Consider the following 23,908-nt stretch of genomic DNA (forward strand, 5'->3'; position numbering starts at 1 on the left):
CTAAATTTTTCTACTACTGGTTTGCATTGTAAATTTATCGAAAAGAGATTATTGTTTTATGACTTTCTCAATATATTTATTTCCATTTGTATCAACCAAGTTGATGACATAAATACCGGAAGATAGACCTGATAAATCAACAGCTTTTTCGTTTTGCTTTAATAATTGTTTACCCGATAAATCCAAAAGGGTTAGAGATTCAAAATTTTCCATTTTGATGAACAACATGTCTGAAACAGGGTTTGGATAGATTTTTATTTTATCAGATTTTAAATTATTTACTGATAGATTATTATTGGAGAACAAAACCACATAGACTTCTTTTAATAAATAAGAATTTTCAGTATTAGCAAGAGCTTCTAAATATTTTCCGTTTGAATAATCACCAATGGTTGGGCTAAAAATTTTGTATAAGCTTTGAGTAGGATTACTAGTAGCAAAAAATAGATTATTTAAAGGATTGTGATCTGCATTTAAAGCATTGTTCGAATCATAATGACTAATAATTTTTATATCGTTAATGGTTTTAGTTTCGTTATATGTGGTGTTAAAAGAAGTCACAAAATCTTCTAATTCTTCATCTGTAAAATATAATCTTACTGTATTTCCTGAATTAATCTGACTTGATTTTTGCAAAAAACTTTTGTTTGCATACAAAGCCGTTGTTGTCCCTTCTCCAAAATCGCCAATAAGTTCACGATAATTGCCATTGATAGAATTCACTTCGATGCAAACTGCATTTCCTTGAGTTCCTCCTTGCAATTTTAAAAACAAATCACCTGAATTATCGGTTACAACAGTATGCTGGTCTTGCAAAAATGTAATTCCGCAAGAAGAAGTGTTATTTTGAACGAAATAAATTCCTGTTTCGGTTGAAATTTCAGGATTTGGTATCCATTTCCATAATTGATTAGAATGTTGGTATCCTGTTATATCTCCTAGAGTCGTCTCACCGAAAGCAAAGAAAACTCCATCATCACCTTTTACAATTACCTGATTTGAAGCATAAAAAGGGATTTTCGAAACAAATGAGAGGGTGTTGTCTTCAGTATTAAACGCCATTAGTTTTTTCATTGAATCTGATGTTTCATTAAAAACTAAATATCCTTTGCCTTCATAAGAAAACGCCATATTAACATATTGATTGTTTAAATGTTGGTACAAATCAATAGCAATATCTGTCCATACATTATTCTGAAAAGAGTATTTTTTTATGCCTTCTGAACCACCGTTTACAATTAAATATAAATAATCGCCAGCCACAAAACTGTTTGCGTGAAAACCACTTGAATATGAAATATTAAAAGAAGGAAGAGCTAAAGGTGTCCAAGTATCTGAAGTTGGATTATATTTATAAAATCCTTGCACAAAACCTCCGCTTCCATTAAAGCCAAAACCTGCATAAACTTCATCGTTGTAATTTTCAACCACTAAAGACCTTCTTGAGCCTCCCGGATAATTTTCTTTTTCTGTCCAAACATCGCTTGAAGCGTCATATTCGAAAAACTTACTTGTATAAAGTGAACTACCTGTAGGGCCTACACGTTGGTATCCACCTATGAAATAGCCTTTATTTCCAATACTTGTTGCACCAACATTGCTAAATTTTATAGGAAAACTAGCTTTTTGTTGCCAAGAATCATTTTGTGGGTCGTATTCATGAAAATCTGATGTTTCCTCACCATCTTGACCTCCACCTGCATACAATTTTCCATTGACAAAAACCCCCATCGCTTCTTTACGATTTCCACCTAATTCTTCATCTACTGAAGTCCATTCATCTGTCAATGTGTTATATTTATATAAATTATCATTACTGAGATAAGTAGAGCTAAAATATCGAACATGCCCTCCAAATACATAAATATCTGAACCTACAGCCGTTATAGAGGCTTCACTTATACTCGTATAAAAATCTGAAGTAGAATCACTATTCATGAAATTTTGTTTGGCTGTCCAAATATCAGTTGTCGGATTATATTCATACCAAATGTTCGTATTTATTCCTTGATTGTAAGGTGATGCTGGATCATTTCTAGTTCCTAAGCCTACATAACCTTTACCTTCTACTCCAACAGCAACACCTCCAACGAGTGAAAGAGGCATATTAGCTTTTTGTTCCCAAACATTAGTTTCTGGATCATATTCATAGAAATAATTAAAATAACATCCAGGTTGTTGTGAATTAGTAGTACAGCCATCTGTTTGATAATTTCTACCTCCTCCATAATATCCTTTACCGTTAACTGTAAAAGCAAAAGTTCCACGTTTTCCGCTTGCATCAGGATAATCTGCTTTTTGTGCCCATGTTAAACTTTCGGTATCGAATGCCCAAAAGGCATTACTTCCCGTGTAGCTTGTTGTTAGATATACAGTAGCTCCAATGACAAAACCTGACTCGGCTGTGAAAGCCACAGGAGGCATACTAACAATATTGTATTCCCAAACATCTGATTGCAAATTATATCTAGAAACTCCAGTACCATAAACATCAAAATGATACATATAATTATCTACTTTAAAAGTTGACTTGCCTTTTTTATTTGTGCCCGAAGTGGGCATTTGCTCCAATTTTGTTAAATCATTATTGGAGAGATTATATTTTGCAAAGTCTTGGATATTTGCTCCAGTAAAACCTCCATAAATGTATAGGTGATTATTAAATTCTATTAAACCTGCATTACTTCTCCCGACGAACTGATTGCCTAAGGGTTGTTTACGTACAAATGAGCTTTCTGTTTGCGAAAAAATATCATTGGTTACTACTAAAACAAGTAGCATCATGATTACTTTAAGTTGTTTTGTTTTCATTTTATTGTCATTTTGAGTTGTTTAAGATTACTTAATACAGAACATGCTTTATTTTATCATGTTGCAGTATTTTATTTTTATACAAATTTCTAAAATTCAAAAACACAAAAAAATAACTATTTATAGGTATTTTTACGATACAAATAATTAGTATTTTTGGATTATTAAACTCCATTATCCCCTATGGAAAAACTTCAATTTGACGACATGAAAAAAACTTGGAACGAGATTTCTCGTTACCAAGAAAAAGAAATGGATGTAAAATTTGAATTAGAAATTCACAAGAAATTGCTGAATATCTTTCAAGTAGGAGATTACTATTATTACATTTTTAACCCTGCCAAAGCTGGATTTGAGTACATCAGTGAAAATGTAAAAAAGGTAATGAAAGTAGAAAATCCGGAAGATTTTTCACCACAGTATATTTTTGAAAACATGCATCCCGAGGACCAAATTCGTTTTTTGGCAAACGAACAAAAAGTTACCGAATTTTTCAGGAAACTAACTCCCGAACAAGTGCTGAAATATAAAGTTAGCTATGATTATAGAATGAAGACAACGGAAGGTATTTATAAATGGATATTAATGCAAACCGTGACCATTCAGACTGATGAACTAGGTGCTGTTATCAGAGTGATTGGTGTTCAAACAGACATAACTCATTTGAAAACCAATAATCAACCCTCTGGATTGTCTTTTTTAGGATTAGATGGAGAACCCTCATACTACAATGTTCCGACCAATTCCAATTTTAATGAAATCAAAGAAATTTTAAGCAAACGTGAAAAAGAAATTTTACGACTTATCATTCAAGGACATAACAGTTATTCTATTGCAAATCTGCTAAACATCAGCAAACACACCGTAGATACGCATCGAAAAAACATCTTCAAGAAGACCTATTCTGGAAATGTCTCGGAACTAATTGCAAAAGCATTTGAGAACGGCTGGCTTTAAATAATTTTTGAGGCGTATCTTTTTTTGCCTACTTTTATCCAACTTAAATCTAGCAAATGTCACAAATCGCCAAAGAACTCAAATTAGCCGTATTGATTGATGCCGACAACGTTCCCTACAGCAATGTAAAGGGAATGATGGAGGAAATTGCAAAATATGGAACTCCAACCACCAAAAGGATTTATGCCGATTGGACCCGTCCGAATGCCAACGGTTGGAAAGGCGTTTTGCTGGAACACGCCATCACTCCTATCCAGCAGTACAGCTACACGATGGGAAAAAACTCCTCGGATTCGGCTTTGATTATTGATGCGATGGATTTATTATACTCTGGAAAACTAGATGGTTTCTGCATCGTTTCAAGCGATAGCGATTTTACACGTTTGGCCATCAGATTGCGGGAATCGGGCATGAAAGTCATTGGAATTGGCGAACAAAAAACACCAAAACCCTTCATCAGTGCCTGTGACCGATTTATTTTTATTGAAGTTTTGGATGGAGCTGTAAAGAAAAAAACTCCAAAAGCTCCCGCAGGTATCGAAAACAAGAAAGTAGCCGAGAAAGTAACCGCAAAAATCACCGAAAAAGTAGCTCAAAAACCGTTGAACAAAATTGATGAACCTATCATTGAATTGATAGAATCGACCATTGAGGACATTGCTGATGATGCCGGTTGGGCCTTTTTAGGAGATGTCGGAAACCTAATCGTAAAGAAAAAACCTGAATTTGATCCTAGAAATTACGGTTTTGCAAAACTAACCCCGATGCTGAAATCGCTTACCGATATTTTAGAAATCGACGAAAGGGAATCTGACAAAAGGAACATCAAACACGTTTATGTAAGGTTGCGTTTTAGCTAAAACAATGAAAGAAAGTAGAATTTCCTATTTCATAATAACCTTAACAGTCGTTATAATTGGAATAATTTCTAGAAAAATCGCCTTTGTACCTTTTTTTGTCGGAGATGTATTTTATGCCGTGATGGTATATTTTGGAATTCGTTTTCTTTTTATTCATTTAAAAAAGTTAAAATCTGCAATCATAGCCTTATCAATTTGCTATTGCATTGAATTACTTCAACTTTATGATGCAGAATGGATCAACGAATTACGGAATACACTTTTCGGACATTATGTTTTAGGCCAAGGATTTTTATGGAGCGACATTTTAGCTTACACTTTAGGAATAGTACTTGCTTCTTATATAGAAAAAATACTTTTCAGTAGAAGATGAATTTTAAGAAACCGAATTTTTCCAAGTCTTTTTCAAAATTCCCAAATCCACTTCCATTAGGTATAAATCCTCGCTTTGTTGAAGCAGTTTTTTAGTGTATTCTTGTTTTTGTGCATGAGAAAGTCTGTTTTTCCTTAATATTTGATGTGTTATTTCAGAATAATCATTTTCATATTTGGATTTTAAACTTTCAAGATATTCAAAAAATGTCATGTCCTTATCGGGAAATGCTTGTTTTGAACCATTGTTTTCAACCACCAAAGCCTCAACTTGATTAATATGTTTTAGGGACTGTTCTTTATTTCTAAGGAATCTCTTGAGATAATAACTTTTCTTATCTAATTCTTTATTATTTCGAAAAAAGAATAGGTACACTAAAAAAGAAATCAACAGCAGACTTCCGACAAATATAATTGACTCCATCAAAATAATATTTAAATGTTTAGATTTTAAGGTAATCGTATCTTAAATTATCTAGAACAAAAATAGTGGCTAAAATATAATTTGAAGCTTTATTGTGATATGATTATGTTAACTTGTGATGAAGAAGTGTTTTTTCGGGATAAAACCTTACTTTAATGAATGCCTTCATATTACAATAGTTTCTTAACGAAATAATCGTAGAAAATACATGCTCTAATTATACAATGTAATTCTTGAATTCTATAATTTATCATCAAAAATTTAATCTGAATTTTATACCCTAAAACAAAATCATTATGAACGTTAAAAGAATATTCGGAACCCTACTAACTATTTTAGGAATTATCAGCTTAATTTATGCTGCAATTGTTTTCGCCAATACAAGCGGTACAACAAGAGATGTAAAAAGCTTGGTAATCTATGGCGTTTTAGGATTGCTTTTCTTTATTTCTGGAATAGGTTTGATTAAAGCCACGAAAGACGAAGCATAAAATCAAAATTTTTAATAATTTATATTTGGTTTGAACTGAATTTGTAAACTTCTTACATTTACAGTCGAAACTTATTTAAATATAATTATGAAACTCGTCTTTGCCTCCAACAATAAAAATAAAATCATTGAAATTCAAAGTATTCTTCCAGATACAATTCAGATATTGAGTTTGGAAGATATTGGATGCATGGAAGACATTCCCGAAACCGCCGAAACAATTGAAGGAAATGCAATCTTGAAAGCGAATTACGTTACCGAAAATTACGGTTATGATTGCTTTGCAGACGATAGCGGACTGGAAGTTGACACACTCAATGGGGAACCTGGCGTTTTTTCTGCACGTTATGCAGGAAATCACAAAAACAACGACGATAATATTGATAAACTTCTTCTCGAATTATCAAATAAAACCGACCGAAAAGCCCATTTCAAGACCGTTATAGCTTTAAACATAAACAAGCAACAACATCTTTTCACCGGAATTGCCAAAGGCGAAATCATCGAGGAAAGAAAAGGAACTAACGGTTTTGGTTATGATCCTGTCTTTCAACCAGAAGGTTATAATAAAACTTTTGCTGAATTTTCTTTAGAAGAAAAATCCGCCATAAGCCACAGAGCCAAAGCGGTTAAGGATTTAATTTCGTTTTTAAATACAATTTAAAAAAATACTTTTTTTGTCATGATTCTATAAAATCGAGACGCTTTTTTGAATTCCTAAATCTAAAAATCCCAATTCATAAATATAAAATTCTGATAATCAAACACTAATAAAACATCAAATCTCAAATACACATTAGTTAATCACAAATATTAGCTGTACTTTTGCAAAATATTTTAAAATACTATATGAATAAATTTGAACAATTAGGATTGAGTGAATCGTTACTGAAGGCGATTTTAGATCTAGGATTTGAGAATCCGACCGAAGTACAGGAGAAAGCGATTCCCCTATTATTGGAAAAAGACACAGATATGGTGGCGTTGGCTCAAACAGGGACAGGGAAAACGGCAGCTTTTGGTTTTCCGCTAATTCAGAAAATTGATGCCAACAACAGGAATACACAAGCATTAATTTTATCTCCAACACGCGAACTTTGTTTGCAGATCACTAACGAGATTAAAAACTACTCTAAATACGAAAAAGGTATTAACGTAGTAGCAGTCTATGGTGGTGCAAGTATCACAGAACAGGCAAGAGACATTAAAAGAGGAGCACAAATTATCGTGGCAACTCCGGGTAGAATGCAGGACATGATCAACAGAGGTTTGGTGAACATATCACAAATCAACTATTGTATTCTTGATGAAGCGGATGAAATGTTGAACATGGGATTCTATGAAGACATCGTGAACATCCTATCTACGTCTCCAGACGAAAAAAGCACTTGGTTATTCTCGGCTACCATGCCACAAGAAGTTGCTAGAATTGCAAAACAATTCATGCACGACCCATTAGAAATTACCGTTGGAACTAAAAACTCAGGTTCTGCAACAGTTTCCCACGAATTTTATTTGGTTAACGCTCGTGACCGTTATGAAGCTTTGAAAAGATTGGCCGATGCTAATCCAGACATCTTCTCGGTTGTTTTCTGTCGTACGAAAAGAGATACACAACAGGTTGCCGAAAAATTGATCGAAGACGGATACAGTGCTGCAGCTTTGCACGGAGATTTGTCGCAAGCACAGAGAGATTCAGTAATGAAATCGTTCCGTGGAAGACAAATCCAAATGCTAGTTGCTACTGATGTTGCCGCTCGTGGAATTGATGTTGATAACATTACACACGTTGTAAATTATCAACTTCCTGATGAAATTGAAACCTATAACCACCGTTCAGGTCGTACTGGTCGTGCTGGAAAATTAGGAACTTCTATCGTAATCGTAACAAAAAGCGAATTGCGTAAAATTTCTTCTATCGAAAGAATCATCAAGCAAAAATTCGAAGAAAAAACAATCCCATCTGGAATTGAAATCTGCGAAATCCAATTGCTTCACTTGGCAAACAAAATCAAAGATGTAGAGGTTGATCACGATATCGACACCTATCTTCCTGCTATTTTTGAAGTCATGAAGGACTTGACGAAAGAAGAAGTGATCAAGAAAATGGTTTCGGTTGAATTCAACAGATTCATTAACTATTACAAGAAAACTAGAGATTTGTCTTCTCAATCAGCTGGTGTTCGTGAGGACAGAGGCGAAGCGAGAGAAAGCAATGGAAGTGCTGTTCGTTATTTCGTAAACATTGGTTCACGTGATAATTTCGACTGGATGTCATTGAAAGATTTCTTGAAAGAAACACTTGATTTAGGTCGTGACGACGTTTATAAAGTGGATGTAAAAGAAGGATTCTCTTTCTTTAACACTGATCCAGAACATACGGATAAAGTAATGGAAATCTTGAACAATGTTCAGTTAGAAGGACGTCGTATCAATGTTGAAATTTCTAAAAATGATGGTGGCGGAAGACGTGACCACAACGGAAGAGGTTCTGGAGGTTTTGGTGGCGGAAGAAGTTCTGGACCAAGAAGAGAAGGAAGTTTTGCTCCAAGACGTGAAGGTTCTGGTGGTGGCGGATTTAGAAGCGACAGAAACTCCGCTCCAAGAGAAGGTGGTTTTGGCGGAAGAAGTTCGGCCCCAAGAAAGGAAGGTTTTTCAGATAGAGCTCCAAGAAGAGAAGGTTCTGATAGAGCTCCAAGACGTTCTGAAAGCTTTGGCGACAGCCCAAGACCAAGAAGACCAAGAAAAGACTAACTTTTTTTAGTTAATTTTCTTATAATTATAAACAAACTGCAAAATATCTTCGACTGTTTTATTACTTTTAGGGTCTTAAAACACGACATGAGATATTTTGCAGTTTTCTTTTTTATATTCCTTTCTACTTCTGTATTCGCTCAAGAAGGAATGAGTGTCATTTCGGGAATAATTAAAGATGACACTTCATCTAAAAATCTTGCAAATGTTAACATCATCAACGTAAACAGCGTTAAAGGTGTTGTAACCGATGATAAAGGGAAATTTGAAATCCTGGCCACTGCCAATGACACCTTGCATATTTCGCTTCTTGGATACAAATCCATCAAGGTAAAGGTGACCAACGACTGGATTAAGAATAAAACTACAACCATCCAGCTTACCGAAAGGGCTTATGCCTTGGAAGAAGTTGTTGTGAGACCCTATATTCTAACTGGTTATTTAGAGATCGATGCAAAATTAATACCTACAAAAGAAAATTACCGCTACAGTATTTCTGGACTCCAAGAAGGTTATGAAGCTGGGGAATATTCACCAAATGCTTTCGGAAGAGTTTTGGGTTCTATCTTTAATCCGGCCGATATGCTTTATAATTTCTTCGGAAAAAAACCAAAGGAATTAAAGCGATTGAAGGAGATGAAGAAAGACGATACCGTAAAGAATCTTTTGGAAACCAAGTTCGATCGTGAAACAATTTCCGCCTTATTAGGTGTTACAAAAGATGAAATTGCCGAAATCTTGACCCGTTGCAACTACTCCGAATCCTTTATAAAATCTTCTAACGACTTGCAGATTTTAGATGCAATTAGTGCTTGCTATGAGGAATATAAAATTTTGAAAAGGAAATAATTACAAATAAAAATAGCTGTTAATTATGAAGAAAATATGTTTTTTTCTCATTTTGCTTTTCTTAAATTTTAATTATTCAACAGCTCAACAACTTACAGAAACCGAAAAATTAGCAACACTTGGCAAATTATATGGTTACCTTAAATACTATCATCCTGAGGTTGCAAGTGGAAAATTTAACTGGGATGACCTTTGTATCAATCAAATTCCTTTAGTTTTAAAAGCCACTACTAAATCAGAATTATCTGCTGTTTACAATAAATGGATTGACAGTTTGGGCATTATCGAAAAGTGCAAGAATTGCAAATCAGAAGTAAATTCTTTTGATAAAAATTTCGATTTATCGTGGACACAGGATTCAAGATATTTCGAGGAAACACTTACGAAAAAACTAAAATACATTGAAGAAAACCGACTTCTAGGTGATCATTTTTATTTAGAAAAACAACCTGTTGGAAACATTAAAGTAATCAACGAACCTGTTTATGAAAATTCTGAATACCCTAATGAACACTATCGACTATTAGGATTATTCAAATATTGGAACATCATTGAATATTTTTTCCCTTATAAATATCTTACAGACCAAAAATGGGATTCAGTATTAACAGAAATGATTCCTAATTTCAGAAATACTTCTAACCAAACCGATTATCAATTAGTGATGAAAGAACTCGTGGCTAAATTAGATGATAGTCACGCTTACATCAATTTAAAAAATGAGCATTACAATAGCCTACCAATCAAGCTAGCAAATATTGAGAATAAAGCTGTTGTATGTGGCTTTTATAATGATTCGCTTGCAAGAATCAATGGGTTCAAGCTTGGCGATGTAATTTTAAAAATCAACGGACTAGATGTAGTCCAAGAAACGGAACAAAATTTAAAATATGTATCAGCCTCTAACGCGGATGGCAAACAAGTAAGAGCATACTATAAAATTTTAAGTGGCAAAGAAACTACAGTTAATCTTATTATCGAAAGAAATAATGTTTTAAAAGAACTACAAGCTAACAGGTATGCTTTCAAGGATTTCAATTACGGAAATCAGCATGCCAAGTCAGTGATTTTGGATGAAAGCATCGGCTATATTGACATGGCAAATTTCAAAAGACAGGAAATAAACGAAACATTTAAAGCGTTTAGCAATAAAAAAGCAATTATTATTGATTTAAGAAACTATCCTGACTTTATTTATAACCTTGTAGCGAGACAAATTAATTCTAAAAGAAAGGATTTTGTAAGAATTTACTCTCCAAATATTAATTATCCTGGAAAATTCTCCTACAAAAAAAACCTTGAAACAGGAACCAAGAACAAAGATAATTATAAAGGAAAAGTAATCCTCTTGGTAAACGGAGAAACAATAAGCAGGTCTGAATTTACAGTTATGGCTTTGCAAACCGCAGACAATGTAGTTACCATAGGAAGCCAAACAGCTGGTGCAGATGGCGATGTGGCATATTTTGAATTTATCGGTGGTTATCCTACCTCAATATCCGGCAATGGAATATTATATCCCGATGGTTCCGAAACCCAACGAAAAGGTGTGAAAATTGATGTCGAATTTCATCCGACAATTGAGGGTTTAAGGCAAGATCGGGATGAAGTTTTGGAAAAGGCTGTAGAAATAGCCAAACAACACTGAATATTTTAGAAAATCTTCTAACGACTTACAGCTTTTGGATGCAATAAATGCTTGCCATGAGGAATATAAAATTTTGAAAAGAAAATAAAATTCCATTACAAAAAGTACTATATTTACAATAAACTTTTGGAAATGAAAAAATTGTTATTTACCTTATTTTCACTTTTAATATTCACAGTTGTATTGAACAGCTGTTGGACTCCAAGACAGGATGATGATTTTGTACCAATCCCAAATAATTACACTCCAGTAATTATTTCTAGGACCGAGTTGGAAAATTCTGTAGAAGCTCTTCCTCCACAAAATGTAATTCAATCCGGAAAAATATACATTAAAGATAATTTTATGTTTATAAACGAAGTAAACAAAGGCTTTCATGTATACAATTACTCAAATCCACAAGACCCTGTAAAAATTGGATTTATCAAAATACCTGGTGCTACTGACTTGGCAATTCGAAATAATATTATCTACATCAATCAAGCTGTCGATTTAGTTACACTAACTTACAACCAAACTAATAATTCTATTTCTGTATCCAATAGAAACAGAAATGTTTTTCCCACAAAAGTTTCTCCTCAAGGTTTTGAAGCAAATGTTAATGAAAATATGATCGTCATAGGTTGGACTCCCTTAAATTAAAAGAAAATGAAATTATTAAAGTTTATTGTACTTTTTTTTATAATTATAAGTTGCTCAAATGATGGTTCAAGCGAGTCAATAAGTAATGGAGATGGAAAAGGAGGATCATTAGCGATTTTTGCATTAAAAGGAAATTACCTTTATACTGTAGATAATGCTAATCTAAATGTTTTTTCCCTTATAAATACTTCTGAGCCTTCAAAAGTAAATACGATCAATGTAGGCTTTGATATTGAAACTTTATTTTCGTTTGGAGAAAATCTATACATAGGTTCAAGAAGCGGTATGTACATTTACAGTGTTACCAATCCAGAAAATCCCGTAAGGCTATCTTCTGTTCAGCACTTCACAGCTTGTGACCCTGTAGTTGCTAATGAAACTCACTCTTTTATAACTTTACATTCAAATAATAATTGTGGGAATATGATCAATATTCTCGAAATTTATGACACTACAAATCCCAATCAACCCCTTTTAATTCATAGAAGAAATTTAGTTGCACCAAAAGGTTTAGGATTATACCATAATTTTCTAATTATTTGTGACGATGAAATAAAAATATTTGACATCGAAAATCCAACCGAACCCGTATTGGTTAAAGCAATACCAAAGGCTTGTTTTGATGTAATTATTGATGGGGATGAATTATATGCAATTGGACAAAACGGACTGTATCGCTATACTTTGAACCAGCAAGACATCACGAATGTGACTTTTCAAAGCGAAATCATCTTTTAAATTTTAGGATTTTCAGAAAAATACCTCGCCTCTATTCGCTTAATATCTTTGATGGAGCTTTTAGCCCATTGCATTCTCTTTTCCAACATTTCGTCTTCTGAAAGATGCCAATTGAAATCGGAATTTCGCAACCTATTCATCAAGTTTTGAAGGATAATGGCGGCCGAAACCGAAATATTCAAGCTTTCTGTAAAACCAACCATTGGAATTTTCAAGAAACCATCGGCGTTTTTCATCACTTCTTCGGAAAGTCCGTCTCTTTCTGTTCCGAAAAATAAGGCTGAAGGTTTTGAAATGTCAAAATCATCCATAAGGCAATCATTTTCGTGAGGTGTTGTCGCGATAATTTGATAGCCTTTGTTTTTCAAGCTTTCCACACAATTGGAAATACTTTCATAACGGTTGACATCGACCCATTTTTGGGCTCCCATGGCAATTTCCTTATCGATACTTTTACCGAATTTTTCCTCAATAACATTGAGTTGTTGCACTCCAAAAACTTCACAGCTTCGCATCACGGCACTTGTATTGTGCAACTGAAATACATCTTCAATAGCAACGGTAAAATGATTGGTTCTGTTTTCCAATACTTTCAAGAACTTTGCTTTTCGGTTGTCGGTTAGAAATCCTTCGAGGTAATCCAGGTAATCAATATCAATCATTTAATTCTAATTTTTGCAAAAATACTAAAATTAAAACTGACAAAGTTTATATAAAAAAGACTTGTTAGAACAGATTCACAGATTTTTAAAATTAAATTTTTAAGAATAAATCTGTGAATCTGTGGCTACTTTTTTTAAATCTTTAATCCAATGTATCAAAACTATTTTGAGTAAATTTGAGTTTAATTTATTCTGATGAAAAAGAAACTAGTTGTTTTGTCCGGTGCTGGAATTAGTGCCGAAAGTGGCATTAAAACCTTTCGTGATTCGGACGGACTTTGGGAAGGCCATAATGTGATGGATGTTGCAACTCCCGAAGGCTGGAAGAAAAATCCTGAATTGGTTTTGGATTTTTACAACCAAAGAAGGAAACAGCTGCAAACGGTTGAACCTAATTTGGCCCACAAAATATTGGCTGAACTTGAATCTGATTTTGATGTTTATGTGATTACGCAAAACGTTGATGATTTGCACGAACGTGCCGGAAGTTTGAAGGTTTTGCATCTTCATGGTGAACTATTAAAAGCAAGAAGCACAAATAATTACAATCTATTATTTGAATGGAAAGATGACCTACTTTCTACAGATGTCGATGAAAATGGTTTCCAGTTGAGACCACATATTGTTTGGTTTGGCGAAGATGTTCCAGCTTTGGAAGAAGCGGTAAAAATTACACTAGAAGCCGACTATTTTGTGGTTATTGGAACTTCGTTGCAAGTTTATCCCGCTGCAGGATTGATTGATTATGTAGATTCAAATGTTCCTGTTTTTTATATTGATCCAAAACCAATTTCGATTCCGAATTTGAGAAATCCGTTGGAAGTTTTTGCTAATGTGGCTTCGAAGGGGATGCTGATTTTAAAAGAAAGGCTTTTGGGTTTTTAAACCATTAAGAAATTAAGGTTCATTAAGTATTAGCAAAGAAATCTTAATGAACCTTAATTTCTTAATGGTTCAATTCTAAAAAATCTAAAAGAATAAAAAATCACAAATAGCTTTATTATAAAACTACTGATTCCGACAGCGAAGCTAGCCCCGATAGTAGTGGTCTCGTCTTTTGGGACGAGAGGAACGGATAGCGGGATTGGCTCCTGAAAAAGAATGCTTTTTTTAGAAGATATTCCTTTTCAAAATCGACTTCAAAGCCTTATATTTGCGAACTTCAAAACACAACTACAATGACTATTTTAAATGAATTGAATGCCGTATCGCCAATTGATGGAAGGTACAGAAGTAAGACCGTTTCGCTTTCGCAGTATTTTTCGGAAGAAGCGTTGATTAAGTACCGCGTTTTGGTGGAAATTGAGTATTTTATTGCTTTGTGCGAAGTGCCTTTGCCTCAATTGAAAGATGTTAATCCGAACTTGTTTGAGAGCTTACGTGACATCTATAAGAACTTTTCAACGGCTGATGCCCAAGCGATAAAAGACATTGAAAAAACTACCAATCATGATGTTAAGGCGGTTGAATATTTCATCAAAACGGCTTTTGATAATTTGGGATTATCGGAATATAAAGAGTTTATCCATTTTGGATTGACTTCTCAAGACATCAACAATACAGCGATTCCGCTTTCGACAAAGGAAGCTTTTCAAGATGTTTATTTGAAATTGTTGATTGAATTGGTAGCCAAATTAAAGGAATTGAGCGTTGACTGGAAAGACGTTCCGATGTTGGCCAGAACCCACGGACAACCGGCCTCTCCTACTCGTTTGGGTAAGGAAATTGGGGTTTTTGTAGAACGTTTGGAAGAGCAGATGCGTTTTCTTTTCAATATTCCATTCGCTGCTAAATTTGGTGGTGCAACTGGAAATTATAATGCCCATCACGTGGCGTATCCTCAAATTGACTGGAGAAAATTTGGAAATAAATTTGTAGAGGAAAATCTTGGTTTGCACCATTCTTTTCCAACAACACAGATTGAACATTACGACCATTTTGCTTCGTTTTTTGATGCTTTAAAAAGAATCAACACCATCATAATTGATTTAGACAGAGATATTTGGACGTATGTTTCAATGGATTACTTTAAGCAAAAAATCAAGGCAGGAGAAATTGGTTCTTCGGCTATGCCGCATAAAGTGAACCCGATTGATTTTGAAAATTCAGAAGGAAATCTAGGAATTGCCAATGCGATTTTCGAACATTTATCGGCCAAATTACCTTTGTCGAGATTGCAACGCGATTTGACCGACAGTACGGTTTTGAGAAATATTGGTGTTCCGATGGGACATACTTTGATTGCATTTGAAGCTACTTTGAAAGGTTTGAACAAATTGCTTTTGAACGCTGATAAATTTGCCGAAGATTTGGAACGAAACTGGGCTGTTGTGGCCGAAGCCATCCAAACGATTTTGAGAAGGGAAGCCTATCCAAATCCGTATGAAGCGTTGAAGGGATTGACCAGAACAAATACTACAATCGATAAAACTGCCATTCATAATTTTATCCAGACATTAGAAGTTTCGGATAAGATAAAAGCAGAATTACTCAAAATATCGCCTAGCAATTATCTAGGAATATAAATACATTTCTCTTACAAATACAATCCCGCCAGAATATTGAAAAATCATCCTGGTGGGATTTTTTTATAAATTTTTCTTAAAGTTAACAGTTTCATAAACGGTTGTTTTTAAAAATCGGGTTTATTTTATATCTTACAACAATTCAAAAAAACCTAAAAACAAAAACAATTTATGAGCCTAGTAGCTGAAACTACACATCACCTCCAACCCCTTATCACCGATTTGGGTCTTATCCTTATGACTGCAGGAGTTGCCGTCTTACTCTTTAAAAAAATAAAACAACCTTTAGTTCTGGGTTACCTTATCGCTGGATTTCTGGCAGGAAGTAATTTCGACTTTTTCCCATCGATTACCGATCATAAAAGTGTCGAAGTCTGGGCCGAAATCGGTGTAATCTTTCTCTTGTTCAGTTTAGGTCTGGAATTCAGTTTCAAGAAACTGATGAAGGTCGGCGGAACCGCCTCCATAACCGCAATAACCCAGATCATTTGCATGGTCTTCATAGGATTTTCCGTCGGCCATTGGATGGGCTGGAATACTATGGACAGTATATTTCTTGGAGCTACACTCTCCATTTCCTCTACAACCATCATTCTCCGAGCCTTTGATGAGCTTGGCGTAAAAGGAAAAAAATTCGCAGGAATTGTATTCGGAGCCCTTATTGTCGAAGACATCGTAGCCATCATCATGATGGTATTATTATCGACAATTGCCGTAAGCCAGCAGTTTTCGGGAATGGAATTGATACAATCGGTCTTTAAACTTGTATTCTTTCTAACACTTTGGTTCGTCGGCGGAATTTTCTTCGTTCCAACCTTATTAAAGAAGGCAAAAAATTTATTGACCGACGAAATGTTGCTTATCATCTCAATCGCCTTGTGTCTATTGATGGTAATTTTGGCGGCAAACGTTGGCTTCTCTCCTGCCTTGGGAGCATTTATAATGGGGTCTATCATTGCCGAAACTACACAGGCTGAAAAAATTGAGCATCTGATAAAACCCGTAAAAGATCTATTTGGAGCCGTATTCTTTGTATCAGTCGGAATGCTTATCAACATTGATACCCTGGTAGAATATGCTGTTCCTGTCGTAATCATAACATTGGTAACCATTTTCGGTAAGGCATTCAGTTCAACCATCGGAGCATTGCTTTCGGGACAACCGCTGAAACAATCCGTTCAAACCGGTATGAGTTTGGCACAAATTGGGGAATTCTCTTTTATCATCGCCACACTGGGCATGACCCTAGGTGTCATCAGCAACTTTCTGTATCCAATTGTTGTTGCTGTTTCCGCCATTACAACCTTTACCACGCCTTTTCTTATAAAATATTCAACAACTTTTTCAGATAAATTAGAGAGAACCCTTCCTGTAAAATGGGTAAAGGCAATCGACAAATACAGCACCAACACCGAGGCCATCAAATCCGTCAGCGATTGGCAGATGGTTTTAAGGGCCAATATGACACAGATTGTAATCCATTCGGTCATAATTGTAGCCGTCATTTTATTGTCTTCAGAATACATTTTGCCTTTGGTGGAAAGTTCACCATTCGGAAATGCAATTGCGGCATTGATTACATTGTTTATCTTATCACCTTTTTTCTGGGCACTCTCGCTCAGACGTGTTGCCGCAAAGCAAGTACAAGTCCTCATGAAAGAAAGAAAATACCGAGGCCCAATCATCATGATTGTATTGCTAAGGATGCTCTTGACTTTATTCTATCTAGGATTTATGCTTAACACCTTTTTCTCTCCGGAAATAGCCCTGATTGCCCTTGTTGTTGCAGTTGCTGTTTATTTTATATTCCCAAAGAAACTCAACGGACAATACCATAAGATTGAAAATCATTTCATATCCAACCTTAATGCCCGAGAAATTGTAAAGGCAGGACGAAGCCGCCAGGATTTGACTCCGTGGGATGGACACATGACTACGTTTGAAATTGCAAAAGAATCCAACATTGCAGGAAAGACACTGGCAGAATTGCAATTGCGTGAACAATTGGGTGTCAACATCGCTTTCATCCGACGAGGTGAAGTGATGATCAACATTCCTGGAAGAAACGAACGCCTATTCCCAGGAGATGAAATCTGTGTCATCGGAACAGATAATCAAGTCCAAGAGTTCAAAGTATACCTGGACAAACACGAAATTGAAATCCCTGAAAAGGTGGCCGAAACCGATATTGTCCTAAAGCAAATCGAACTCAAGAACGAAGAATTCATCGGAAAAAGCATCCGCGAATCGCAAATCCGTGAAAAAACCCATGGTCTTGTAGTGGGCATCGAACGAAACAGGAAGCGTATTTTAAATCCTGAATCGCATCTTATTTTAGAACAATTCGATATCCTGTGGGTCGTTGGAAGCAAAAAACTGCTTGCAAATTTCTTTAAGGATTAACAATATTTCTCAAAACAAAAATCCCAAATCTCGATTGAAATTTGGGATTTTTTTTATGGAATAAAAACTAAAAATTATCTTGAATAATTTGGAGCTTCTTTAGTAATCGTCACATTATGCGGATGGCTTTCTGTAATACCGCTTGAAGTAATCCTAACAAAACGACCTGTTTCTTGTAGTGTCGGAATGTCTTTAGAACCACAATAACCCATACCGGCACGAAGTCCACCGATGAATTGTTGCATGCTTTCGTTCAACTCGCCTTTGTAAGGAACACGTCCCACAATTCCTTCTGGAACCAATTTCTTGATGTCATCTTCAACATCTTGGAAATAACGGTCTTTCGAACCTTCCTGCATGGCTTCAACAGAGCCCATCCCTCTATAAGACTTGAATTTTCTTCCTTCAAAAATAATCGTTTCACCCGGAGATTCTTTCGTACCAGCCAATAACGATCCCATCATTACACAATCCGCTCCTGCTGCAATCGCTTTAGGAATATCTCCTGTGTAGCGGATTCCGCCATCTGCAATTACGGGAACTCCAGTTCCTTTTATCGCGGCCGCAACTTCCAAAACCGCTGAAAATTGAGGAAAACCAACACCAGCAACAATACGTGTTGTACAGATAGAACCTGGTCCGATTCCAACTTTTACACCATCTGCACCATTTTCTACCAAATATTTGGCAGCTTCTGGAGTGGCGATGTTTCCAACGATGACGTCTATTTGAGGAAACTTGCTTTTTACTTCTTTCAATACGTTCACAACACCTTCCGTATGACCATGAGCAGTGTCAATGATAATCGCATCCACACCAGCGTTTACAAGTGCTTCAGCTCTATGAACTGCATCACCAGTAACACCAATTGCTGCTGCAACTCTCAAACGACCGTAAACATCTTTGTTGGCGATTGGTTTTTGGGTTAGTTTTGTAATATCTCTGAAAGTAATCAATCCGACTAAAGTATTTTCGGAATTTACAACAGGAAGTTTTTCAATTTTATGACCTTGCAAAACCACTTCGGCTTGCTCCAAGGAAGTGCCTTCGGCAACAGTAACAAGGTTTTCAGAAGTCATAACTTCGCTAATAGGTCTTGCATTGTTTTTCTCGAAACGCAAGTCACGATTCGTTACGATACCTTTCAATTTTTTATTTTCATCAACAATTGGAATACCTCCAATGCCATATTCTTTCATCGCATTTTTAGCATCTGCAACCGTCGATGTCAAAGGCAAAGTCACAGGGTCGATAATCATTCCCGACTCTGCTCTTTTTACTTTTCTAACCTTCGCAGCTTGTTGCTCGATGGTCATGTTTTTATGCAAAACACCAATCCCGCCTTCTTGGGCCATAGCAATTGCCATAGCACTTTCGGTAACCGTATCCATAGCTGCAGATACAATCGGGACGTTTAGCGTTATATTTCTTGAAAATTTTGATTGGATACTTACTTCGCGAGGAAGTACGTTTGAATAATTTGGAACCAGGAGTACATCATCGTAGGTTAAACCTTCACCGATAATCTTTGAGTTGTGTGCAATCATTGCAATTTGTAGTTGTAGTTAAATTGCGTGCAAATATACGAAATATAGTTGGATTAATTATACAACCAAAAACCATTATTCCTACTTTTGGATAATTAAATATTTCAAAATGATTTTCTTAATTATCCTCGTTGCCTTATCCCTTATATTTTATATCTTTTTGCATCAGAAAAAATTTGGTCGAAAGCCATCAGCAAATAGAACAACTCGGATTCTTAATTCTCCGAATTTTAAAGAAAAACAGTTTCAAAATCTAAGCCACACCCCAAGTTTAGCTGAAGGTGTTTCTATGTTTTCCGTATTGATTGAATTCATTTTCAAGAAAAAAAAGCGTAACAAACCTTCAGGCATTCTTCCTTCTGCTAAAACCGATTTGCTTTCTTTAAGTGCTAATGAAGATGTAATTGTCTGGTTCGGACATTCTTCTTATTTCCTCCAGATAGATGGAAAGAAAATCCTCGTCGACCCGGTTTTTAGCGGTGCGGCATCTCCCATAAAAGCAACCACAAGAAGTTTCAAAGGCTCCGATGTTTACACCACAGATGACATTCCTGAAATAGATTACCTATTTATATCCCATGACCATTGGGACCATTTGGATTATGAAACGGTCTTGAAATTAAAGCCGAAAATCAAAACCATCATCTGCGGATTAGGTGTTGCTGAGCATCTTGAACTTTGGGGTTTTAATCCCTCCATTATAATTGAAAAAGATTGGTATGAAACAATAAACCTTGCCGATGGTTTTGTAGTAAGCACCACTCCTGCTAGGCATTTCTCGGGTCGAGGATTCAAAAGAAACCAATCGTTGTGGATGTCTTTTGTTTTAAAAACACCAAGCAAAAACATTTTCTTGGGAGGCGACAGTGGCTATGATTTTCATTTCAAGGAAATCGGGGATAAATTTGGTCCGTTTGATTTGGCTGTGATGGAATGTGGTCAATATGATAAAAATTGGAAATACATCCACTTATTACCAGAACACATAATTCCTGCTGCAAAAGAGTTACAAGCTAAGAAAGTGATGCCGGTTCATTGGGGAAAATTCGCTTTGGCCAATCACGATTGGGATGAACCCATTATCAAGATTTCTGAATATGCTGCACTTGAAAATGTACCTCTGATTACTCCTATGATTGGAGAGAAAGTAAATCTTAAAGAAGATTATACAGTTATAGAATGGTGGAAAAACGTTGATTAATGAAATTCCCCGAATAACTTAGTGGCCTCGTTGTAAGCACTTTCAAAACTCATCGGACTGGTGTTGGTATTTTCTTTTTGGGTTGTAAAATAGGACAACAATTTTTCGGTTGGCATGTTTCCTGTCAAATCATCTTTTGCCATCGGACAACCTCCAAAACCTTGAATGGCACCGTCGAATCTTCGGCAACCGGCTTTGTAGGCCGCCTCCACTTTTTCAAACCATTTTTCGGGAGTGGTGTGCAAATGTGCTCCAAATTCGATTTCGGGATATTTCGGAATTAAATTTGAAAATAAATAATCAATAACATCTGGTGTAGAACTTCCAACCGTATCGGAAAGCGAGAGAATTTTCACTCCCATATTGAATAATTTTTCAGTCCACTCGCCTACTATTTCCACATTCCACGGATCGCCATAGGGATTCCCGAAACCCATTGAAAGATAGGCTACGACCTCCTTATTGCTATTATCGGCAATATCGAGAATTTCCTGTAAAGTGACTAATGATTCGGCAATTGTTTTATGGGTATTTCGCATCTGGAAATTCTCTGAAATAGAAAAAGGATATCCTAAATATTGTATTTCCTTATGTTTGGAAGCGAGTTCGGCACCTTGTGTATTTGCGATTATCGCTAATAATTTACTTTTAGTTTGAGACAAATCCAATCGTGCCAAAACTTCGGCTGTATCCTGCATTTGCGGAATAGCCTTTGGCGAAACAAAACTACCAAAATCCAGCGTATCAAAACCAACACGCAACAAAGACTGAATATAAGCCACCTTTCTTTCGGTTGGAATAAACGACTTGATGCCTTGCATTGCGTCACGGGGACATTCTATAATTTTGATAGCTTCCATTTTTCAAAGATAATAAAGAAATGAAATCTACGAAATCGATTTCTAATAAATTAGAATTAAAATAGTATATCTGTTTATAAAAAAGCAATGTCCCGCAACGACCTTATGAAATCATTACGAGACATGCCCTCTTTAACTAACTCAAAGCTTATTTTCTAACTGGTGTGAACTTCACAGCTATCCCACCTCCACTAGCTAATTTGAGATCCATTACCGTAGAGCTGTCAACCGTTTGTGTTGACATTGCTACAGGATAGGGATTTGTTTTATAATCGGCTCCTGAACCGTCTGCATAAATTTCTGCGGTATAAGAAATTCCTTTATTCAAGAAAGACAAGGCTACTTTCATTTCGCGGGCTTTATCGTTGGTGATGGCTCCTAAATACCAATTTTCGCTGTTCCAATCTTTGCGAGCTATTGCAGTAAATTCGCCAATTTTTGCCTCAAGCGGTTTTGTATCGGACCAGATGCAAGGCACTTCTTTTATAAACTTGAATTCTGGCTTGCCAACATAATTTTCTGGCAAATCCGAAGCCATCTGCAACGGACTAAAAAGCACTACATACAAAGCCAATTGAGCGGCCAAAGTAGATTGCACTTTTGCACCTTGAGGCAATTTGTAATCAAAGTTGAAATTTCCAGGCGTGTAATCCAACGGTCCGGAAAGCATACGTGTAAACGGCAAAACGTTCAAATGTTCTGGCGTATTTCCTCCATCTGCTGACCAAGCGTTGTATTCCTGACCTCTCGCACCTTCCTGCGTCATCAAGTTCGGATAGGTTCTTTGCAAACCCGTTCCTTTTACAGGTTCGTGGTTGTCAATCATGATTTGATATTTCGCAGCTGTTTCGATGACTTTTCTATAATGACGAACCCCATATTGGCTGTCATGCCATTCCTTTTTGTCCAAATATTTGTTTACATAACCTGTTTTTACGGCATTGACACCTTTTGAATTGTATAATTTAAAGGCTTCATCCATTTGACTTTCGTAATGCTTGGAAGCTCCAGCCGTTTCATGATGTCCGATGAGGCGAACGTTTTTCTTTTTTGCATAGGCTGTAATTTCATCCAAATCAAAATCTGGATAGGCTTTTAGGAAGCTGAAAGAAGTTCCATCGGCCGTCCAGTCGCCATCCCAACCTATGTTCCAACCTTCTACCAAAACACCATCCAAACCGTTTTCTGAAGCAAAATCGATGTATTTCTTGGTGTTTTCGGTTGTAGCTCCGTGTTTTGGACCTTGTCCCCAAGTGTACTTTTCCAAATGCATTCCCCACCAGATTCCGATGTATTTTGAAGGTTCAATCCAAGAAACATCTTTAATCTTGTTTGGTTCGTTCAGATTCAACATCAAGGTTGAAGCCATCAAATCGCCCGGTTTTGTTCCAACGATAATCGTTCTCCAAGGTGTTTGAAAAGGAGTTTGGGCATATACTTTTACACCATCTGCCCAAGGCACCAAATCACTTTTATATTGATTTCCTTTTGTTTTCAGCAACGTCATCGAAGCAAAATCCGTCAAGTTTGCCTCGTGGATGGCCACAAACAGCTTGTCCTTTGTTTCGAAAGTGGCAGGCGTGTTGATGGTATCAGTTTTGCTCATTGGCGTTTTTCTGTAGAAACTTTCGTAGTAGCTGTTTTCGCGGTGAACCGGAATCGACCACACCTCGTTATCAAACGGAAAAATAAACTGTGTGATTTCGTTTGAAATCTTCACCTTATCCAAATTCGGTTGTTTTGGAAAAGAATATCTAAACCCCAATCCATCATCAAAAACCCTAAAAATGATGTCAACCAGACGCTTTTCTCCGGCAGTTTCCTGCAAATGAACGATAAGCTCGTTGTGGTTGTCCCTCACTTTTTTGAATTCGCCCCAAGGCTGTTCCCAAACCTCATCAGCCGATTTGTTTTCGGTATTTACAACCTTGAAACCATCGGTCATCTTTTTGTTTTCCTGAAATTCAAAACCCAATAATGACGGTTTGATAACCGATTTTCCGTTGGATGAAAAGCTGTATTGAGGTTCGCCTGCTTTTGTGAGTCCGAACACTACTTCGTTCATTTTTCCGGGAGATTTTACTTTGTAAGTTTTCTGTGCATAGGTTGAAACCGCCATCATTAGCGAAACAACCAGTAAAAGGCTTTTATTTAATTTAATCATT

Annotated in this window: 20 protein-coding genes; 14 read left to right on the top strand and 6 right to left on the bottom strand. The window is 36.0% G+C overall.

Translation table 11 applies throughout. The features are described from left to right. Nucleotides 1-48: 48 nt before the first annotated feature. On the bottom strand, nucleotides 49-2,811 hold the full coding sequence (locus tag J2X31_RS05745; RefSeq protein WP_310025158.1) for a T9SS type A sorting domain-containing protein: 2,763 nt from the start codon (nucleotides 2,809-2,811) through the stop codon (nucleotides 49-51). 183 nt (nucleotides 2,812-2,994) lie between these two features. Between J2X31_RS05745 and J2X31_RS05750 the strand changes: the two genes are divergently transcribed. From J2X31_RS05750 to J2X31_RS05760, 3 genes are read left to right on the top strand one after another with little or no spacing between them, the layout of a single operon-like run. Further along, nucleotides 2,995-3,768, top strand: a complete 774-nt coding sequence (locus tag J2X31_RS05750) for a LuxR C-terminal-related transcriptional regulator (RefSeq protein ID WP_310025159.1) — start codon at nucleotides 2,995-2,997, stop codon at nucleotides 3,766-3,768. A 56-nt stretch (nucleotides 3,769-3,824) separates the two neighbouring features. Continuing rightward, nucleotides 3,825-4,628 carry an NYN domain-containing protein gene (locus J2X31_RS05755; protein WP_310025160.1) on the top strand — a complete coding sequence of 268 codons (804 nt, stop codon included), beginning with the start codon at nucleotides 3,825-3,827 and terminating at the stop codon, nucleotides 4,626-4,628. A gap of 4 nt (nucleotides 4,629-4,632) precedes the next feature. Continuing rightward, complete coding sequence (locus tag J2X31_RS05760) at nucleotides 4,633-5,001, top strand: ribosomal maturation YjgA family protein (RefSeq protein ID WP_310025161.1); 369 nt, start codon at nucleotides 4,633-4,635, stop codon at nucleotides 4,999-5,001. A 3-nt stretch (nucleotides 5,002-5,004) separates the two neighbouring features. Here J2X31_RS05760 and J2X31_RS05765 read toward each other — a convergent pair whose 3' ends face one another. Then, nucleotides 5,005-5,424, bottom strand: a complete 420-nt coding sequence (locus J2X31_RS05765) for a hypothetical protein (protein ID WP_310025163.1) — start codon at nucleotides 5,422-5,424, stop codon at nucleotides 5,005-5,007. Nucleotides 5,425-5,720: 296 nt separating this feature from the next. Between J2X31_RS05765 and J2X31_RS05770 the strand changes: the two genes are divergently transcribed. The 7 genes from J2X31_RS05770 (at nucleotide 5,721) to J2X31_RS05800 (ending at nucleotide 12,545) form a co-directional block, all read left to right on the top strand. Further along, entirely contained in the window at nucleotides 5,721-5,915 is a 195-nt protein-coding gene (locus tag J2X31_RS05770) for a hypothetical protein (protein WP_310025164.1), read from the top strand. An 87-nt stretch (nucleotides 5,916-6,002) separates the two neighbouring features. Continuing rightward, nucleotides 6,003-6,578: a non-canonical purine NTP diphosphatase gene (locus J2X31_RS05775; protein WP_310025165.1), complete on the top strand. Its 576-nt coding sequence runs from the start codon at nucleotides 6,003-6,005 to the stop codon at nucleotides 6,576-6,578. A gap of 185 nt (nucleotides 6,579-6,763) precedes the next feature. After that, nucleotides 6,764-8,668 (top strand): DEAD/DEAH box helicase, encoded by a 1,905-nt coding sequence (locus tag J2X31_RS05780; protein ID WP_310025166.1) that lies wholly within the window; start codon nucleotides 6,764-6,766, stop codon nucleotides 8,666-8,668. An 87-nt stretch (nucleotides 8,669-8,755) separates the two neighbouring features. Then, a complete protein-coding gene (locus tag J2X31_RS05785; protein ID WP_310025167.1) occupies nucleotides 8,756-9,517 on the top strand; it encodes a carboxypeptidase-like regulatory domain-containing protein in 762 nt (253 codons plus the stop codon). 25 nt (nucleotides 9,518-9,542) lie between these two features. After that, complete coding sequence (locus J2X31_RS05790) at nucleotides 9,543-11,165, top strand: S41 family peptidase (protein ID WP_310025168.1); 1,623 nt, start codon at nucleotides 9,543-9,545, stop codon at nucleotides 11,163-11,165. A gap of 132 nt (nucleotides 11,166-11,297) precedes the next feature. Beyond that, the gene (locus tag J2X31_RS05795) at nucleotides 11,298-11,807 is read left to right on the top strand and encodes a hypothetical protein (RefSeq protein WP_310025169.1); all 510 of its coding nucleotides are present in this window, start codon (nucleotides 11,298-11,300) and stop codon (nucleotides 11,805-11,807) included. Nucleotides 11,808-11,813: 6 nt separating this feature from the next. Then, nucleotides 11,814-12,545: an LVIVD repeat-containing protein gene (locus tag J2X31_RS05800; protein WP_310025171.1), complete on the top strand. Its 732-nt coding sequence runs from the start codon at nucleotides 11,814-11,816 to the stop codon at nucleotides 12,543-12,545. Here J2X31_RS05800 and J2X31_RS05805 read toward each other — a convergent pair. Further along, the gene (locus J2X31_RS05805) at nucleotides 12,542-13,207 is read right to left on the bottom strand and encodes a TrmH family RNA methyltransferase (protein ID WP_310025173.1); all 666 of its coding nucleotides are present in this window, start codon (nucleotides 13,205-13,207) and stop codon (nucleotides 12,542-12,544) included. The genes J2X31_RS05800 and J2X31_RS05805 overlap by 4 nt on opposite strands. Nucleotides 13,208-13,402: 195 nt before the next feature. Between J2X31_RS05805 and J2X31_RS05810 the strand changes: the two genes are divergently transcribed. The 3 genes from J2X31_RS05810 to J2X31_RS05820 all read left to right on the top strand — a co-directional run bounded on the left by J2X31_RS05810 (nucleotide 13,403) and on the right by J2X31_RS05820 (nucleotide 18,135). Beyond that, nucleotides 13,403-14,092 (top strand): SIR2 family NAD-dependent protein deacylase, encoded by a 690-nt coding sequence (locus J2X31_RS05810; RefSeq protein WP_310025176.1) that lies wholly within the window; start codon nucleotides 13,403-13,405, stop codon nucleotides 14,090-14,092. A 293-nt stretch (nucleotides 14,093-14,385) separates the two neighbouring features. Then, the gene (purB, locus tag J2X31_RS05815) at nucleotides 14,386-15,732 is read left to right on the top strand and encodes an adenylosuccinate lyase (RefSeq protein WP_310025177.1); all 1,347 of its coding nucleotides are present in this window, start codon (nucleotides 14,386-14,388) and stop codon (nucleotides 15,730-15,732) included. Nucleotides 15,733-15,903: 171 nt separating this feature from the next. Continuing rightward, a complete protein-coding gene (locus J2X31_RS05820) occupies nucleotides 15,904-18,135 on the top strand; it encodes a cation:proton antiporter domain-containing protein (RefSeq protein ID WP_310025179.1) in 2,232 nt (743 codons plus the stop codon). Nucleotides 18,136-18,209: 74 nt separating this feature from the next. On the opposite strand, the gene guaB is transcribed toward J2X31_RS05820, so the two are convergent. After that, the gene (guaB, locus tag J2X31_RS05825) at nucleotides 18,210-19,682 is read right to left on the bottom strand and encodes an IMP dehydrogenase (RefSeq protein ID WP_310025180.1); all 1,473 of its coding nucleotides are present in this window, start codon (nucleotides 19,680-19,682) and stop codon (nucleotides 18,210-18,212) included. Between the two features lie 109 nt (nucleotides 19,683-19,791). On the opposite strand from guaB, the gene J2X31_RS05830 reads away from it, so the two are divergent. Next, entirely contained in the window at nucleotides 19,792-20,883 is a 1,092-nt protein-coding gene (locus tag J2X31_RS05830; protein ID WP_310025181.1) for an MBL fold metallo-hydrolase, read from the top strand. On the opposite strand, the gene J2X31_RS05835 is transcribed toward J2X31_RS05830, so the two are convergent. Both J2X31_RS05835 and J2X31_RS05840 read right to left on the bottom strand, forming a co-directional pair. Then, entirely contained in the window at nucleotides 20,880-21,743 is an 864-nt protein-coding gene (locus J2X31_RS05835) for a hydroxymethylglutaryl-CoA lyase (RefSeq protein ID WP_310025182.1), read from the bottom strand. The two genes, J2X31_RS05830 and J2X31_RS05835, sit on opposite strands and share 4 nt — an antisense overlap. A 148-nt stretch (nucleotides 21,744-21,891) precedes the next feature. Continuing rightward, the gene (locus J2X31_RS05840) at nucleotides 21,892-23,907 is read right to left on the bottom strand and encodes a glycoside hydrolase family 97 protein (protein ID WP_310025183.1); all 2,016 of its coding nucleotides are present in this window, start codon (nucleotides 23,905-23,907) and stop codon (nucleotides 21,892-21,894) included. Nucleotide 23,908: the final 1 nt, after the last annotated feature.

Origin of the sequence: Flavobacterium arsenatis, assembly GCF_031456785.1 — a bacterium.
Taxonomy (GTDB): Bacteria; Bacteroidota; Bacteroidia; order Flavobacteriales; family Flavobacteriaceae; genus Flavobacterium; species Flavobacterium arsenatis.

Excerpts from the sequence above, each read along its gene's own strand:
- J2X31_RS05745 (WP_310025158.1), bottom strand. The coding sequence starts at position 2,811 with ATGAAAACAAAACAACTTAAAGTAATCATGATGCTACTTGTTTTAGTA.
- J2X31_RS05750 (WP_310025159.1), top strand. The coding sequence starts at position 2,995 with ATGGAAAAACTTCAATTTGACGACATGAAAAAAACTTGGAACGAGATT.
- J2X31_RS05755 (WP_310025160.1), top strand. The coding sequence starts at position 3,825 with ATGTCACAAATCGCCAAAGAACTCAAATTAGCCGTATTGATTGATGCC.
- J2X31_RS05760 (WP_310025161.1), top strand. The coding sequence starts at position 4,633 with ATGAAAGAAAGTAGAATTTCCTATTTCATAATAACCTTAACAGTCGTT.
- J2X31_RS05765 (WP_310025163.1), bottom strand. The coding sequence starts at position 5,424 with ATGGAGTCAATTATATTTGTCGGAAGTCTGCTGTTGATTTCTTTTTTA.
- J2X31_RS05770 (WP_310025164.1), top strand. The coding sequence starts at position 5,721 with ATGAACGTTAAAAGAATATTCGGAACCCTACTAACTATTTTAGGAATT.
- J2X31_RS05775 (WP_310025165.1), top strand. The coding sequence starts at position 6,003 with ATGAAACTCGTCTTTGCCTCCAACAATAAAAATAAAATCATTGAAATT.
- J2X31_RS05780 (WP_310025166.1), top strand. The coding sequence starts at position 6,764 with ATGAATAAATTTGAACAATTAGGATTGAGTGAATCGTTACTGAAGGCG.
- J2X31_RS05785 (WP_310025167.1), top strand. The coding sequence starts at position 8,756 with ATGAGATATTTTGCAGTTTTCTTTTTTATATTCCTTTCTACTTCTGTA.
- J2X31_RS05790 (WP_310025168.1), top strand. The coding sequence starts at position 9,543 with ATGAAGAAAATATGTTTTTTTCTCATTTTGCTTTTCTTAAATTTTAAT.
- J2X31_RS05795 (WP_310025169.1), top strand. The coding sequence starts at position 11,298 with ATGAAAAAATTGTTATTTACCTTATTTTCACTTTTAATATTCACAGTT.
- J2X31_RS05800 (WP_310025171.1), top strand. The coding sequence starts at position 11,814 with ATGAAATTATTAAAGTTTATTGTACTTTTTTTTATAATTATAAGTTGC.
- J2X31_RS05805 (WP_310025173.1), bottom strand. The coding sequence starts at position 13,207 with ATGATTGATATTGATTACCTGGATTACCTCGAAGGATTTCTAACCGAC.
- J2X31_RS05810 (WP_310025176.1), top strand. The coding sequence starts at position 13,403 with ATGAAAAAGAAACTAGTTGTTTTGTCCGGTGCTGGAATTAGTGCCGAA.
- purB (WP_310025177.1), top strand. The coding sequence starts at position 14,386 with ATGACTATTTTAAATGAATTGAATGCCGTATCGCCAATTGATGGAAGG.
- J2X31_RS05820 (WP_310025179.1), top strand. The coding sequence starts at position 15,904 with ATGAGCCTAGTAGCTGAAACTACACATCACCTCCAACCCCTTATCACC.
- guaB (WP_310025180.1), bottom strand. The coding sequence starts at position 19,682 with ATGATTGCACACAACTCAAAGATTATCGGTGAAGGTTTAACCTACGAT.
- J2X31_RS05830 (WP_310025181.1), top strand. The coding sequence starts at position 19,792 with ATGATTTTCTTAATTATCCTCGTTGCCTTATCCCTTATATTTTATATC.
- J2X31_RS05835 (WP_310025182.1), bottom strand. The coding sequence starts at position 21,743 with ATGGAAGCTATCAAAATTATAGAATGTCCCCGTGACGCAATGCAAGGC.
- J2X31_RS05840 (WP_310025183.1), bottom strand. The coding sequence starts at position 23,907 with ATGATTAAATTAAATAAAAGCCTTTTACTGGTTGTTTCGCTAATGATG.